This window comes from Salinispora pacifica CNR114 (assembly GCF_000514775.1).
Taxonomy (GTDB): domain Bacteria; phylum Actinomycetota; class Actinomycetes; order Mycobacteriales; family Micromonosporaceae; genus Micromonospora; species Micromonospora pacifica.
In genome coordinates, this window is sequence record NZ_AZWO01000019.1 from 82,988 (window position 1) to 97,257 (window position 14,270).

General features: G+C 72.5%; 15 protein-coding genes. 12 read left to right on the forward strand and 3 right to left on the reverse strand.

Annotated elements, in window-relative coordinates; genetic code table 11:
- Positions 1–32: 32 nt before the first annotated feature.
- From B118_RS0113775 to B118_RS0113785, 3 genes are read left to right on the forward strand one after another with little or no spacing between them, the layout of a single operon-like run.
- On the forward strand, positions 33–791 hold the full coding sequence (locus B118_RS0113775) for a 5-oxoprolinase subunit B family protein (RefSeq protein WP_026270974.1): 759 nt from the start codon (positions 33–35) through the stop codon (positions 789–791).
- Complete coding sequence (locus B118_RS0113780; RefSeq protein WP_018812767.1) at positions 788–1,708, forward strand: 5-oxoprolinase subunit C family protein; 921 nt, start codon at positions 788–790, stop codon at positions 1,706–1,708. The genes B118_RS0113775 and B118_RS0113780 overlap by 4 nt, the downstream gene beginning before the upstream one ends.
- Positions 1,683–2,450, forward strand: coding sequence for a LamB/YcsF family protein (locus B118_RS0113785; protein WP_018812768.1), 768 nt, complete (start codon positions 1,683–1,685; stop codon positions 2,448–2,450). Before B118_RS0113780 ends, B118_RS0113785 begins: the two co-directional genes overlap by 26 nt.
- A 25-nt stretch (positions 2,451–2,475) precedes the next feature.
- Here B118_RS0113785 and B118_RS0113790 read toward each other — a convergent pair whose 3' ends face one another.
- Both B118_RS0113790 and B118_RS32875 read right to left on the reverse strand, forming a co-directional pair.
- The gene (locus B118_RS0113790; RefSeq protein WP_018221801.1) at positions 2,476–4,338 is read right to left on the reverse strand and encodes an NHL domain-containing thioredoxin family protein; all 1,863 of its coding nucleotides are present in this window, start codon (positions 4,336–4,338) and stop codon (positions 2,476–2,478) included.
- 313 nt (positions 4,339–4,651) lie between these two features.
- On the reverse strand, positions 4,652–4,978 hold the full coding sequence (locus tag B118_RS32875) for a hypothetical protein (RefSeq protein WP_043541350.1): 327 nt from the start codon (positions 4,976–4,978) through the stop codon (positions 4,652–4,654).
- Between the two features lie 684 nt (positions 4,979–5,662).
- On the opposite strand from B118_RS32875, the gene B118_RS0113800 reads away from it, so the two are divergent.
- Together B118_RS0113800 and B118_RS0113805 are read left to right on the forward strand one after the other, a co-directional pair.
- Positions 5,663–6,460 (forward strand): helix-turn-helix domain-containing protein, encoded by a 798-nt coding sequence (locus B118_RS0113800; RefSeq protein WP_028192909.1) that lies wholly within the window; start codon positions 5,663–5,665, stop codon positions 6,458–6,460.
- Entirely contained in the window at positions 6,447–6,638 is a 192-nt protein-coding gene (locus B118_RS0113805; protein ID WP_018735064.1) for a DUF397 domain-containing protein, read from the forward strand. The genes B118_RS0113800 and B118_RS0113805 overlap by 14 nt, the downstream gene beginning before the upstream one ends.
- Positions 6,639–6,747: 109 nt before the next feature.
- Here the strand turns inward: B118_RS0113805 and B118_RS0113810 are convergent, their stop codons facing one another.
- Positions 6,748–7,509 (reverse strand): prepilin peptidase, encoded by a 762-nt coding sequence (locus B118_RS0113810; RefSeq protein WP_028192910.1) that lies wholly within the window; start codon positions 7,507–7,509, stop codon positions 6,748–6,750.
- A 369-nt stretch (positions 7,510–7,878) separates the two neighbouring features.
- Here B118_RS0113810 and B118_RS0113815 point away from each other — a divergent pair, with 369 nt between their 5' ends.
- From B118_RS0113815 to B118_RS0113845, 7 genes are read left to right on the forward strand one after another with little or no spacing between them, the layout of a single operon-like run.
- On the forward strand, positions 7,879–8,421 hold the full coding sequence (locus B118_RS0113815) for a hypothetical protein (RefSeq protein ID WP_018222016.1): 543 nt from the start codon (positions 7,879–7,881) through the stop codon (positions 8,419–8,421).
- On the forward strand, positions 8,415–9,488 hold the full coding sequence (locus B118_RS0113820; protein WP_028192911.1) for a hypothetical protein: 1,074 nt from the start codon (positions 8,415–8,417) through the stop codon (positions 9,486–9,488). The genes B118_RS0113815 and B118_RS0113820 overlap by 7 nt, the downstream gene beginning before the upstream one ends.
- The gene (locus tag B118_RS0113825) at positions 9,485–10,144 is read left to right on the forward strand and encodes an SAF domain-containing protein (RefSeq protein WP_018812101.1); all 660 of its coding nucleotides are present in this window, start codon (positions 9,485–9,487) and stop codon (positions 10,142–10,144) included. The genes B118_RS0113820 and B118_RS0113825 overlap by 4 nt, the downstream gene beginning before the upstream one ends.
- A 2-nt stretch (positions 10,145–10,146) precedes the next feature.
- Entirely contained in the window at positions 10,147–10,974 is an 828-nt protein-coding gene (locus B118_RS0113830) for a CpaE/TadZ family protein (RefSeq protein WP_028192912.1), read from the forward strand.
- Complete coding sequence (locus B118_RS0113835) at positions 10,964–12,490, forward strand: TadA family conjugal transfer-associated ATPase (RefSeq protein ID WP_028192913.1); 1,527 nt, start codon at positions 10,964–10,966, stop codon at positions 12,488–12,490. Before B118_RS0113830 ends, B118_RS0113835 begins: the two co-directional genes overlap by 11 nt.
- Complete coding sequence (locus B118_RS0113840; RefSeq protein ID WP_018812102.1) at positions 12,487–13,389, forward strand: type II secretion system F family protein; 903 nt, start codon at positions 12,487–12,489, stop codon at positions 13,387–13,389. The genes B118_RS0113835 and B118_RS0113840 overlap by 4 nt, the downstream gene beginning before the upstream one ends.
- Positions 13,386–14,255, forward strand: coding sequence for a type II secretion system F family protein (locus B118_RS0113845; RefSeq protein WP_028192914.1), 870 nt, complete (start codon positions 13,386–13,388; stop codon positions 14,253–14,255). Before B118_RS0113840 ends, B118_RS0113845 begins: the two co-directional genes overlap by 4 nt.
- Positions 14,256–14,270 lie beyond the last annotated feature (15 nt).

A 14,270-nucleotide genomic window follows, 5' to 3' on the forward strand; every position in this document is an offset into this window, starting at 1 on the left:
CCGGAACCTGGCTGGTCCGGGAAGATGGCGGGATGCGGATCCGGCCGGTCGGGGCGCACGCCCTGTTGCTCGACTGTTCCGACGCCGACCAGGTGGAGGCGTGGCGAGCCGAGCTGTGGCGACGCCGGGAACGGGGCGACCTGGACGCGATCGAGATCATTCCGGCGGCCCGCACCGTGCTGCTCGACGGCCTCCCCGATCCGACCCACACCGCCGCACTCCTCGGCACCTGGAACCTGCCCCCCAGCATCGCTGCCACCGGCACCGCCGCCCTGAGCGCCGGCACCGCCGGCACGGGCACCGGCAGTGGAGGCACCGGCCGCGCCGGCACCGATACTGCCGGCACGGGCACGGGCACGGGCACGGGCACGGACACGGACACCGGCACCGCCGGCACCGGAAGTGGAGGCACCGGCGTCTGCGAGGTTCCGGTGCGTTACGACGGGGCCGACCTGCCGACCGTCGCCGGCTACTGGGACGTCGCCGTGCCGACCGTCGTACGCCGGCTCATCGGCACCGAGTTCCGGGTGGCCTTCTGCGGTTTCGCGCCCGGCTTCGCGTACCTGACCGGGTTGCCCGCCGGGTTGGCCGTGCCCCGGCTGCCGACCCCCCGCCCCCGGGTCCCGGCCGGCTCCGTCGCGCTGGCCGGTCCGTACGCCGGGATCTATCCGACCGCCTCGCCCGGCGGCTGGCTGCTCGTCGGCCACACCGACCTGCCCCTGTTCGACGTGCACGCCGACCCACCGGCCCGGCTCACGCCCGGCACCCGGGTACGGCTGGTCCCGGCATGACCGGCACCCGGCCCACCGGGCCGACGTTAACCAGCGCGGTCGAAGCCGGCAGGGGTGACGTGGTCGAGGTATTGCGGGCCGGCATGCTCACCACCGTGCAGGATCTCGGCCGGCCCGGCTGGGCGCACCTCGGCGTACCGCGCTCCGGCGCTCTCGACCCGGGTGCGCTTCGGCTGGCCAACCGGCTGGTCGGCAACCCGGAGGGCGCCGCCGGTCTGGAGATCACCCTGACTGGGTGTGAGCTGCGGTTCCGTCGCGCCACCACGGTCGCGGTCACCGGGGCGGACGCTCCCGTTCACGTCGGCGAGCGTCCCGGCGACGTGGGGCGGCCGCTCGCGATCCCGGCAGGTGCGGTGGTGCGGGTCGGTCCGCCGCGCACCGGGCTGCGGTCCTGGCTCGCCGTCGCCGGCGGGCTCGCCGTCGAACCGGTGCTCGGCAGCCGGGCCACCGACACCCTCTCCGGGCTCGGCCCGCCCCCACTGCACGACGGCGACCGGCTCCCCGTGGGCGCGCCGGCCGGGCCGCCCGCCCCGGTGGATGTCACCGCGACCGTGCCGGCCCCGGCCGAGGTACGGCTGGCGCTGCGCCTCGGTCCACGCGCCGACTGGTTCACCGCACCCGCACTCGACCGGCTGTTCGGTACGGCCTACACCCTGACCCCGGTCAGCAACCGGGTCGGCGCTCGCCTGTCCGGGGCGCCGCTGCCCCGAGCGGTGTCGGGGGAGCTGCCCAGCGAGGGGCTCGTACTCGGGGCGGTGCAGGTGCCGGCGGACGGCCAACCCCTGGTCTTCCTCGCCGACCATCCGACCACCGGGGGGTACCCGGTGGTCGGGGTGGTGGTTGACGTGACCCCGCTCGCGCAGGCCCGGCCAGGGACTACGGTGAGGTTCTATGGACCTCAACGCGGATCTCGGTGAGGGCCTCGGCGTCTGGCGGCTCGGCGACGATGCCGCGCTGCTGGACCTGGTCACCTCCGCCAACGTCGCCTGCGGCTTCCACGCGGGCGACGCCGTCACCATGCGTCGGGTCTGCGCCGGGGCCGCCGAGCGGGGAGTCATGGTGGGCGCCCAGGTCAGCTACCGGGACCTGGTTGGCTTCGGCCGCCGGCACATCGCGTACGAGTTCGCCGAACTACGCGACGAGGTCATCTACCAGCTCGGTGCGCTCGACGGCTTCTGCCGGGTCGCCGGGACGCGGGTCCGCTACCTCAAGCCGCACGGCGCGCTCTACCACGCCGTCACCCACGACGAATCGCAGGCGGCGGCGGTGGTCGCTGCGGTCGCCGAGTACGACGACCAGCTCTCCCTGCTCTGCCCGTCCGGCTCGGTGCTCGCCCAACTCGCGAATGGTGCGGGGCTGCGGGCGGTCAGCGAGGGCTTCGCCGACCGGGGCTACCAGCCCAACGGCAGGCTGGTGCCCCGGGGCACCCCGGACGCGCTGGTCACCGACGCGGAGCAGATGGCCCAGCAGGCTCTCCGGATGGCTACCGAGCAGGCGGTGGTGGCGGTCGACGGCACCGTGATTCCCTGCCCGGTCCAGTCGATCTGCCTACACGGCGACACCCCCGGTGCGGTGCGCTGCGCCGAGCTGATCCGCGCCGTGTTGGTTGACGCGGGGGTCCCGCTCGCCCCGTTCACCGGAGGTGCGGGGCGGGCCTAACAGCGTTACGGGACCCCCGTGCCGGTCAGGTGCCGGGGTCCGCGCCGGCCCCCGGGTCCATGCCGCGTAGCACCAGCGGGAGGCGGTCGGCTGCGTCGTCAACCACCCAGATCGGTACGCCCCAGTCCTGTCGGGTCAGGTGACACGCGGCGTGCGCCGCATCGGCGTCGCAGGTCGCCGCCTGGGCGGTCACCTGGAGCACCCCCTCGGGTACCGAGTCGTTGAGCACCAGCTGGCGGGTCAGCTCGGTGCCGGTGCCCGCGCCGGCCAGCAGCAGCTCCGGCGGGGACGCCGTGACCACCAGGCGGGTGGACGGTCCATAGCTGTCGTCGAGCTTTTGACCGGGCGCCGGGGTGAAGATGACCTCCAGGGTCACCTCGCCGGCGCGTAGCTCGGTCGGTCTCCGCTCGGTCCGGTGCCGCGGGCCGTCGACCGTGCTGGCCCCGGCGGCGGTGAGCGCGCCCGGCGCGAGTCGGGTCAGTCGGTGGGCGGTGGACTCCACGACCAGCACTCCGCCGTCCGGGGTGAGCAGCAGGTCGCTCGGCTCGGCGAGCCCGTCGGCGACCGTGCCGACCGAGTCCGACTCCGGGTCGTAGCGGCGGACCGCCCCGTTGTACGTGTCGGCGATCAGCACCGACCCGTCGGGCAGCGCGCAGACCCCCAGCGGATGCTGGAGCAGCGCCTGCGCGGCCGGCCCGTCGACGTGCCCGAACTCGAAGAGCCCCTGCCCGACCGCGGTGTGCAGGGCGCCGTTCTCGACGTAGCGGACCGCGCTGGTCTCGCTGTCGGCCACCCAGAGCCGGCTGCCGTCGGCGGAGACCGACAGGCCGGAGGGCTGGGCCAGCCACGCCTCGGCCAGCGGGCCGTCCTTGCGCGCCTCGACGGTGCTGCCCGCGTACATGCCGGCGGTGCGTTTCACCGGGTCGAACCACCAGAGCTGGTGGATGCCGGCCATGGCGATCACCAGGCGGTCGTCGTACCAGGCCAGGTCCCAGGGGGAGGAGAGGTCGACCGAGCGGGCGTCGTGGGCGTGGTCATCCACGGTGGAACGCCACTGCCGGCCGGTGCCGGCCACGGTGACCACCTCGCCGGTGTCGAGGCGTACGCCGCGCAGCAGATGGTTGACGGTGTCCGCGACGACCAGGTCGTAACCGACCAGCCGGGAGACGTGGGCCGGGAGGAGGCAGAGCCCCTGCGGCTCGGCGAAGGTGGCCGCCGTGGCCGGCCCGTCGGCCCGACCGCGCGCGCCGGTGCCGATCCGGCGGAGCAGCGTCTCGCCGTCCGGAGCCAGCTCGGCGAGGGAGTGCCGGGCGGAGTCCGACACCAGTAGGTTCTCGTTGTCGAGTACGACACCCTTGCCCGGGAAGCGCAGCGTGGTCTCCGGCTCGGCGGGGGGCACGTACGGGCCGTCGCCCCGGTGCAGAGTGCCCTTGGCCTCGTGGGTGGCGATCAGGTCGTCCACGAGCCGGACCAGGCCTTCGGCGTGTCCCTCGCCGGCCATCGTGGCCACCACGTATCCCTCGGGGTCGATCACGGCCAGGGTCGGCCAGGCCCGGGCGGCGTACTGCTGCCACATGTTCAGTTCGGGGTCGTCGAGCACCGCGTGATGCACGCCGTACCGTTCGACGGCGTCGGCCAGGGCGTCCGGGTCCTTCTCGTGTTCGAACTTGGGTGAGTGGACGCCGATGACCACGAGTACGTCGGCGTACTTCTGCTCGATGGGCCGTAGCTCGTCGAGTACGTGTAGGCAGTTGATGCAGCAGAAGGTCCAGAAGTCGAGGACGGTTATCCGGCCTCGAAGGTCGGCCAGGGTCAGGTCTCGTCCGCCGGTGTTCAGCCAGCGACGGCCCTTCAGCTCGGGTGCTCGGACGCGAGGCGCGGTTGCCATGGGGCAACCCTCCCACGGCAACGACGCAGGTGCCCCCGTGGATGAGCCAACGTGATGAGGAAAACGACGCGGGCGCTCTCCAGGGGTTGTGTTGGTCGGGGGCGTCGGTCGAGGTGGCTTCCTGGCTGTCGGCCAGCAGCCTGATGGGTACGGTGATGTCAACGATGCGGACCGGCACCGTCGCCCCCGCCTCCTGGATCAGTTGGGCGAGGGGCGTGCTCGGCTCGGTGGGGCGGCAGAGTCTTTACGAACCGCATTGCGTTCCTTGGCTAGAAACTGAAATCCCCGATTGATGCAAGCCGAATAGCGGTGCTCAGCAGCCCGACCGCCGGAACGGCCCCCAGGCGACGAAGCGTTCGAATAGGTCGCGGGGGTGTGGTGCGTCGTGGGGGTTGAGGTGGTAGAGGTCGTGCATGGCTTCGTAGCAGAGTCCGGCGAGGTAGATCGANAGGNTTGNNTGTCGGGTGTNGTATTGGGNGGTGAGGAGGAGGCGGGCTTCGGCGCAGGGCCAGGGGTGGCCGCAGGCGCGGCAGGTCCAGGTGGGTCGTAGGGGTGTGTGGGGTGGTTGGTTTNTGGTGTGGTGGTGTGGGTGTTGGGGGTGGGGGCCGAGTCGTGGTTGGGGGAGGTGGTGGGGGTTCACCAGCGGCCTCCGTTGGCGCGCCATTGTTGGGCGGGGGTGAGCCGGCCGACGCGTCCGGGTTGGGGTTCGGCGAGGGTGGGTTGGGTCATCCACGCCGGCAGGTTCGCTGGGCGGCCAGGCCCGCTTCCCCGGTGTGGCCCGCTTGCCCGGTACGGCGCATTGCTGCGCGGTGATCTGCCTGCTCGGTGTGCTCCGCCTGCTCGGTGTGCCCCGCCTTGCGCGGTACGGCGCATTCGTGCCGTGCGGGCGGGGCGGTGCGGCGTTCCTCCGACGCCAACCAAACCAGCGGATTCGCATTTGGACCTCCTTGATGTTGGTGGAGGACCGCCCCCACTGACAGCGCGGGGGGTGGGGGCGGTCCGACAGGCGCGTCCGGCGGGAAAGTCCTCCACCGGCTCACGCCGTCTCAATTCACTCTGGGTGTTAACCACCTGGCGGCGGAAGGGCTTCATGCTGATCCTGGCGAGGGTCTGGCGATCGTGCTCTTTTCCTGGCGAAGCTTGGCGATCTTGCTGGTAGGGCTGGCGACGTCTGGCGATCTTGCTCGTTTTCTGGCGGCGCTTGGCGATCTTGGCAAATCGGCTGGCGACGTCTGGCGATCTTGGTGGTTGGCTGGCGGCGCTTGGCGATCTTGCTTGATGGGCTGGCGTGGTGTGGCGATCTAGAAGAATCTCTGGAGGGCCGATGGAATCTGAACGTGCCGCTGATCTCATCCGGGTGCAGCTCCGTCGACAGCGGGCGCTCGCCGGCATGAGTCAGGAGGAGTTCGGGCGTCGAACGAACTACTCGGCATCGACCGTGTCGGCGGTGGAGACCGGCACCCGAATGACTGACCTGCCGTACGCGTGTCGGGCGGACGAGATCCTGGAGACCGGCGGCCTCTTCGAGTCGCTGCTGCGGTTGGCGCACCGGGACGAGCAGCCGGCCTGGTTCAAGCCCTGGCTGGAGGCCGAGGCGGTCGCGCGGCAACTCCGCTACTTTCACCCGAATCTGATTCCGGGCCTGCTCCAGACCGAGAACTATGCGCGCACGGTCCTGCGGTTCGACGACACCCGGCCCGAGTTCGAGGTGGAGCAGCAGGTCTCGGCTCGGCTGGAGCGGCAGAAGATCCTGACGCGCGACCGACCGCCGCAGGTCGTGGCCGTCATCAACGAGGGAGCGCTGCGGCTCGGGGACACCATCATGGCCGAGCAGCTCGCGCATCTGCTCCGGATGGCGGAGCTGCCGTACCTCCACATTCACGTGATTCCTACGGCCGCGGGCCTGCACGCCGGGCTCTCCGGTCCGCTCGCCCTGGCAATGCTCCCGGATGGAGGTTGGGTCGTACACCTGGAGGACCAGCTTGCCGGCGAGGTCGTCACCGCCGAGGAAGGGGTGGCGACCCTTCAGACCAGGTGGGAGACTGTGCGGGGCGTTGCCCTCCCGCAAGCCTCATCGGTCGCGCTGATCAAAGAAGCGGAGTGCCTGCATGAACCTCAGTAACGCTCGCTGGAAGAAGTCCACTCGCAGCGGCACGAGCGGCGGCGACTGCGTCGAGGTCGCCGGCAACCTTCCGGGCATCGTCGGGGTGCGGGATTCCAAGGACCCGACCGGGCCGGCGCTGGTGTTCGGGCCGGGGGCGTGGCGGGCGTTCGTCGCCCAGTTGCCCGGCCGCGACTGACCACCGCGGCACCAGCGAGGTCATCCCGATTCGGGTGTCGACCCGACCTGCGCCCGTCCCCCATCTGGCAGATTTTCCGGGGACGGGCGCTTCGTCGTCTACTCTCCCGTCACCCGGTGAGCAGGAGCGTGGTCGGGGTGGCGAGCAGGAGGAACGGGCCGAAGGGCAGGTGGCTGGACCAGCGGGCCCGCCCGGTGGCGAGCAGCGTCAGGGCGGTCACAGCGGCGAGGGTGAAGGCGAGTAGCAGCCCGAGCACCAGAAAGGGCCAGCCGTGCCAGCCCAGGAGCAGACCCACCCCGACCGCGAGCTTCGCGTCGCCGAGCCCGAAGCCCCGCCGGCCGAGCAGGAGGGTGCTGGTGGCGAAGAGCAGGCCAAGGCCGAGCCCGGCGGCGGTGGCGCGCAGCCAGGGGGCGTACCCGGTGTCGAGGGTCGCGGCCAGTCCGAGCAGCAGCCAGGTGCCGAGCGTGGCGGGGCCGGTGAGTCGGTCCGGCAGCCGGTGCACCGCGGCGTCAACGAAGGCGAGCGGCACCGCCCAGCCGAGCCACCAGGCCATGGCGGCCAGCTCGATGATGGGCCCGCCGGCCAGCAGCAGCATCAGGCCGGCGGCGAGCGCGGCGACCTCCACCGTGCCAGGTGGGGGGCCGACCCGCGCGCCGCACCCGCCGCACCGGGCGCGCGGCCCGATCGCCGGCCCCGGTTGGGTCAGGCTGATCGGGGCGCCGCAGGCGTCGCAGCCGAGCCGGGCCGGCACCCCCACCGGTACGGAGTGCCGTACGGCGGCGAGCCGGAGCACCGGGGTGATCGTGAGCGTGGCCAGCAGTGAGCGGGGTGCCGCTTGGCGGGAACCGGTCACCGTCACGGCGAACTCCATCGGCTGAATACGGACAGTAATTGCTGGGCGGCTCTTCGGTCTCGACTGACCTGACCCGAGAGCTCCACGCCCCACCACCTCTCATTACTGAGCGTGTTCACCTGAATTGCCCCTGTTGCATCGGCTGTCGTCAGCCTATGCTCGCCCATTGAGTGCAATGTGACCCTGCAACCATTCGATCAAGAAACTGCGGGCGGGGTGGGAGTCATCTTTCTTACAAGTCGGTAACGGTAAATGCGGATGCCTTGTATGGGGCCCGGATGGCAGCATCCGGCCGCGCTTCCGCATGTCCGGATTCACCGGGTAGCGACCGCCCGGTGGAGGTCGACGAGGAGGGTCGGGACAGTGCGAGGAAGGCAGCGCAGGGGCGTGTCGGCGTACCTGGTGGTGGGCGCGGTGTTGGCTGCTGTGGCCGGCTGCGGAGCCGGCCGGGAAGCACCGGTCGAGACGGTGGGCGTGGTTGATCAACCTGCCCCGGCGTCGGGGGAAGTGGACGAGCGAAATGCTCGGAGAGCCGCGCTCGCCGCCTATTCCGGATATCTCGCGGTGGCCCAGGAAGCGAGTGGCGACAGCGACCCACACCACCCGGAACTCACCACTTACCTGGCCGACCCGTTGTTGACCCGAGTTCGGTTCACCATCCGCACCGCCAAAGAGCACGGCGCCATCCGCATCGGCACCCTCCGTTCGGACCCCGTCGTGACCGCAGTGGACCTCGTGAGTGTCCCGGCCATCGTCGAGATCCAGGACTGCCTCGACGCAACCGGCTGGCGGCTGGTCTACGCGGAAGACGAGCGGGTCGTCCCCGGTGGCCAGAGCACCCGACATCTGGCCACCGTGACCGTGGCCCGATACCCGGATGGCCGCTGGCTGGTCAACACCGGGGCCGCCCATGAGGACCAGCCATGCTGACCTGGGCCACCCGATCGCGCCGCACCCCGCTGCCGGCGCTGGTCACCGGGGGGCTGGCAGCGTTGATCACCACCGGCCTGGCCGCTGCCGCCGCACCAGTCGCCGCCGCGCCGGCTGTTGTCGCCGCCGCACCAGTCGCCGCCGCGCCACCCGTTCTCGCCGCACCGGCCGCCGCACCGGCCGCCGCCGCGCCGGCTGTTGTCGCTATGCCGCCCGTCGCCGCCGCGTCGGCTGCTGATCCGCCGGATGTGATCTGCCCACCCTCGCAGACCACCTGCGAGGTCTGGGACGACGAGCCCGGGCACGACGGTGGCCCGGGAGATGGTGGCCCCGGTGACGGCGGTGGCGGTGGCGGTGCGACGTGCCAGTGGGACGGCGAGGTCGTCCCCTGCTACGACGAGGTGCTCGGCTGGTTTCACAACGGTGACGGCTGCTACTACAAGCTGATCGAGCCCCGGCCCGAGGGCACCCCGGAGGGCTTCGACTGGTATGTGCTGACCTGCAACGGGGGCGACCTCGGCTCGCAGCGGACGGAGCTGCTCGACGCCCCGCCGCCCGGCTTCGGCACCCCGCCCGACCCGGCGGAACTGGCCCGGGCGGCGCTCGCCTCGATCGACCTGCTCCCACCGCGGGTGGCCGTCGCCCCCCGCCGGCGCATCGGCTCCGGGTTGGTCGGCCTGCCGGTGTGGATGTGGGCCAGCACGGCCGGTTCCGGCCAGCCCCGCCACTACTTCGGCCCGCAGCAGGCCTCCGCCAGCGACCGGGGGTTGACCGTTCAGATCGCGGCGGAAGTCACCCGGGTGCGCTGGGACATGGGCAACGGCACCAAGGTGACCTGCTCCGGCCCCGGAACGGCGTACGAGTCGGATAGCCCACTGGCCGGAAAGCGCTCCCCGGACTGCGGCTACCACAGCGGCTACCCGGAGCCCGGCACGTACCAGATCCAGGCGACCACGCACTGGACGGTGAGCTGGAGCGGCGGCGGCGAGAGCGGAAGCTTCGAGGTCACCCGGACCAGCGGCACCGTGACGATCGAGATCGATGAGCTTCAGGTGGTAACCCAGTGAGCCTCGCGACCAGCAACGCAGCGGCGACAGCCGACGCCCCGATCACCCCGCCGAAGGTGCTCCGGCAGCGCCGGATGCGCCCCGGCCTGCTCGGCCTCGCCGTCCTCCTGATCGCCCTCGGCGGGCTCGGTTCGGCCTTCGCCGTCAACGCGGTCCGCGCCACCGGCAGCTACCTGGCGGTGGCCCGACCGGTCGAGGTCGGCCGGGTGGTCAGCGCCGACGACCTGGTGACCGTGCAGGTCGCCGGTGGGGCGGGGCTCTCCCCGGTGCCGGCCGGGCAGCAGGGCGACGTGGTCGGGAAACGGGCGAAGGTGTCGCTCGTCCCCGGAACGCTGCTCACCATGGAGCAGCTCACCGACAAACCGCTGCTCACCCCCGGCCAGCAGCAGCTCTCGGTGGGCCTGGACCTGGCCCAGGCGCCGGCCCGCCAACTGCACCCCGGGGACAAGGTGTCCCTGGTCAGCACCCCGGCCGGCAACGACGACCGGCCGGTCACCACGGCGACCCGATTCGAGGCCACCGTGATCGACGCCAACATCGTCGGAAACGACGACGAGATGGTGGTCTACCTGGCGCTCGCCGTACGGGACGTGCCGGCGGTGGCGGCGCTGGTGGCCCAGGACCGGATCGCCATCGTGCTCACCGAGGCGGCCTGAGCATGGCGATCATCGCGCTGGTCGCCGCGAAGGGCTCGCCGGGAGTCACCACCTCGGCGCTCGCCTGCGCCCTGACCTGGCACCGGCGGCTGGTGCTCGCCGAGTGCGACCCGGCGGGCGGATCCCTGCTCGCCGGCTACCTCGGTGGCACGCTCGACGGGCCCCGGGGCATCGGCGAGTTGGCCGTCGGGGAGCTGCGGGACGGCAACCTGGAGGCGGCGTTCTGGTCGCAGCTGGTCGACCTGGACGCGCCGAAACGGGAACGGCTGCTGCTGCCCGGCGTGGTCGACCCCGCCCAGGCCGGCAGCGTCACCCCGCTCTGGCAGCGGTTCGCCGACTTCTTCACCGAACTAGACCACGGTGACCCGCCGTACGACGTCCTCGTCGACTGCGGCCGCCTGCACGTACCCGGCCCGCCCTGGCCGCTGCTGCGCGCCGCCTCCGTGGTGCTGGTGGTCACCCGGGCGCGGCTGCCCGAGGTCTCGGCCACCCGCGCGCTGGTCCGGGCGATCCAGCGGGACTTCACCGAGCACCGAGTCGCCCCGGGCACGCTGCGGCTGCTGCTGGTCGGCGACGGGCACGGGCGCGGCGAGATCAGCAAGGCGTTGCAGGTGCCGGTCGTCGCGCGGCTGCCGCACGACCCGCGTACCGCCGAGGTGTTGACGCTCGGGGGGACCGTGCGGATCGGTCGGCCGTTGCTGCGCGCCGCCAGCGAGCTGGAGGTGCCGATCGGGGCGCTGCTGGACCGCAGGCGGGCCCGCCTGGCCTGGCCGGCGGCGGGCCACGAGGGCGCCGGCGCTGCGCCGCAGGAGGCGTCGAATGCGATTTGAACCCGTCTCCGCCGACCCCCGGCGGCACCCCCCGACCGTCGCCCCGGCCGCCACCTCGACCGCGCCGCCGCTGGCCCCGCCGAACGGCCGGCAGCCGGGGCCCGCCGCTGCCCGGCCGGAGCCACCGCCCCGCCCCCGGGTCGACTTCCAGGTCGTCCGCGAGCTGCGCCGAGAGCTCAGCGAACGGCTCACCCACTGGCAGCGCGGCCGCGAGTTCGACCCCGACGCCGAAGACACCGAGCGTGCCCGGCTGGCGGTCGCGGTCGTCTCCGCGTACGCCGACGCGGTCCGTCGGGCCGGCACCCCGCTCACCGCCGAGGAGGAACGGCTCCTGCTCGACCAGGTGACCGCCGAGCTGGCCGGGCTCGGCCGGCTCCAGACACTCCTGGTGGACGAGAGCATCGAAGAGGTGCACATTCTCGGCTGCGACCAGGTGCGGGTCACCCGGCGCGGCGGCGGGGTCGACTGGATCGAGCCGATCGCCGACAGCGACGAGGAGTTGGTGGAGATCCTGCAGGCGGCGGCCCGGCGGGCGGGCGCCACCGAACGCTCGCTCTCCACCTCCAAGCCCACCCTCGACCTGCAACTGCCCGACGGCAGCCGGCTCGCCGCGGTGTTCCTGGTCAGCCACCGCCCCTACGCGGTGATCCGCAAGCACAACACGCTCGATGTGGGGCTGGACGACCTCGCCGGCGGCCGGAACGACCTGGACGAGATGCTCGACCCGCTGCTGCGCGACTTCCTCCGCGCCGCCCTGCGCGCCGGCCTGAACATCATGGTCGCCGGCCTGGCCGGGGCGGGTAAGACGACCGTCATCCGGGCCCTGATGAACGAGATCCCGGCTGATGAGCCGTATGTGCTGCTGGAGGAGAGCCGGGAGCTGCTACCGGCCCGCCGCGGCGACCGGCACCGGGCGGTGATGAGCTTCGAAGCCCGCGAGGGGCACGGTGAACGCGGGCCGGACGGCCGCCCGGCCGGTGAGGTCAGCATCGCCGACCTCATCCCGGTGTCGCTGCGGATGGGCGTCCTGCGGATCATCGTCGGCGAGGTCCGCTCCCGGGAGATCGTGCCGATGCTCCAAGCGATGACCACCAGCCGCGGCTCGATGTGCACGATCCACGCCCGTACCCCGGCCGGCGTCGGCGATCGGATCATCGAGCTGGCCCTGGCGCACGGCCGGGAGGTGACCGTGGACCAGGCCCGCCGGATGGCCGGAAACGCCCTCGACCTGATCGTCTACGTCACCATCGAGGACGAGACCGCGATCGGCGGCCGCAAGCACCGCTTCGTCTCCCACGTCGAGGAGGTGATCGGCGTCGGCGACAGCGATCGGATCACCACCACCACGGTCTTCGGGCCCGGCCCGGACGGGCGGGCGGTGCCCCGGCACCTACCGGAGCGGATCCGCACGCAGCTCCTGCGGGTCGGCTACGACACCCGACTGCTGAGCCGGTGGATCGAGGCGGGCAGCGGCGCCTGGCGACGCCCCCGACAGACGCGGCTGGCCCAACGATGAACGCCGCGGTCGACATCGAACTCGTCGCGGTGCTCTCCGGCGCCGCCTGCGTGGCCGGGCTGCTGTTGGCCATCGTCGCGATCGTCGGCACCCGCCGCCCACCCGGGCCGGGCCCCGGAGCCCGGCGCGGGCTCAGCCGGCTCGGCTTCGGCACCACGGCGCGGGAACGCCGCTTCCACCAACTGCTCCTCGTCGGCGCGGTGTTCGCCGGCGCGTTCGGCTTCCTGCTGACCGGGCTCCCGGTGGTCGGCCTGCTGGTCGCCGTCGCGGTCCCCGGCACGCCCTGGCTCTTCTCGGTGGGCCGGGCCGAGCAACAGGCCATCGCCCGGATCGAGGCGGTCGGTGAGTGGACCCGACGACTCAAGGACATCTCGGCCACCGGGCAGGGCCTGCAGGCCGCGATCACCGGCACCGTCGCCACCGCGCCGGAGGAGATCCAGGAGGAGGTACGGCTGCTCGCCGCCCGCCTCCAGGCCGGCTGGCTGGCCCGTCCGGCCCTGCTGGCCTTCGCCGACGAGATCGCCGACCCGGTGTGCGACCAGGTGGTGGCGGCGTTGATTCTGCACCTGACCGATCGGGGGGAGCGCCTGGGCGACGTACTCGGCTCGATCGCCGCAGCCGCCAGCGCCGAGGTCGCCACCCGGCGGGAGATCGAGGCCAAACGTACCCAGCCCCGGTTCGCGGTCCGCTTCCTCACCGGCATGACCCTGGCGGTGCTCGCGTACGGGCTGCTGAACACCGACTACATCCGTCCGTACGGCACCCCGACCGGGCAGCTCGTGATGGCGGTACTCGGGGTGTCCTTCATCGTCCTGCTGGCCTGGGTTCGCGCGATGAGCCAGCCGCAGCGGCCGGCCCGTTTCCTGCCCGCGCCGGAGCCGCAGGAGGTGCTGACGTGACGAACTGGCTGTTGACCGTCGCGGTGACCGCCGGGGCGCTGGTCGGGCTCGGGGTCTTCCTGGTGGTTCAGGAGCTCCTGCCGGCGACCCCCGCGCTCGGCCCCGCGCTGCGGCGGCTGCACCAGCCGCCGGGAGCGGCCCACCCGACTGGGGCCGCCGGCCAGCGGCTGGAGTGGCTGACCGGGCTCACCCGGTGGCTGCGTCCCCCGCACCAACAGCTCGCCCTGCTCGGCCGTACCCCCGAGCAGTACGCCCTGTCGCTGCTGCTCTCCGCGTTGATCGGACTCGCCTCGCCGACCCTGCTCAGCGTCACCTTCGCCGCCACGGGCGTCGGGCTGCCGGTGGCCGTACCGGTGCTGGGCAGTCTCGGCCTGGCGCTGATCTGCGCGTGGCTCGCGCACCGCGCGGTGCTGACCAAGGCGGAGGCGGCCCGCGGCGAGTTCCGGGCCGCCGTCTGCACCTACCTGGATCTGGTGGCGTTGCAGCTCTCCGCCGCGCACGGGCCGGTGCAGTCGCTGGAGCGGGCGGCGGAGGTCTGCGACGGCTGGGTCTTCGACCGGATCCGGGAGTCGCTGCGGCTCGCCCAGCTCCAGATGCACTCACCCTGGGACGAACTGCGGGACCTCGCCGACCGGATCGGTATTCCCGAGCTCGGGGACGTGGGCGCGATCATGCGCTCCTCGGGCAGCGAGGGCGCGCAGGTGCACGAGACCCTGCGCAGCCGGGCCGACTCGCTGCGCGACCAGATCCGCACCGACAACCTGGCGCGGGCGGAGGGGATTACCGGCCGGTTGGACATCCCGGGTGCCCTGCTCGTCTTCGTACTGCTTGGTTTCGCCACCTACCCGTTCCTCGCCCGTCTCTGACGACCGTCCGACAAG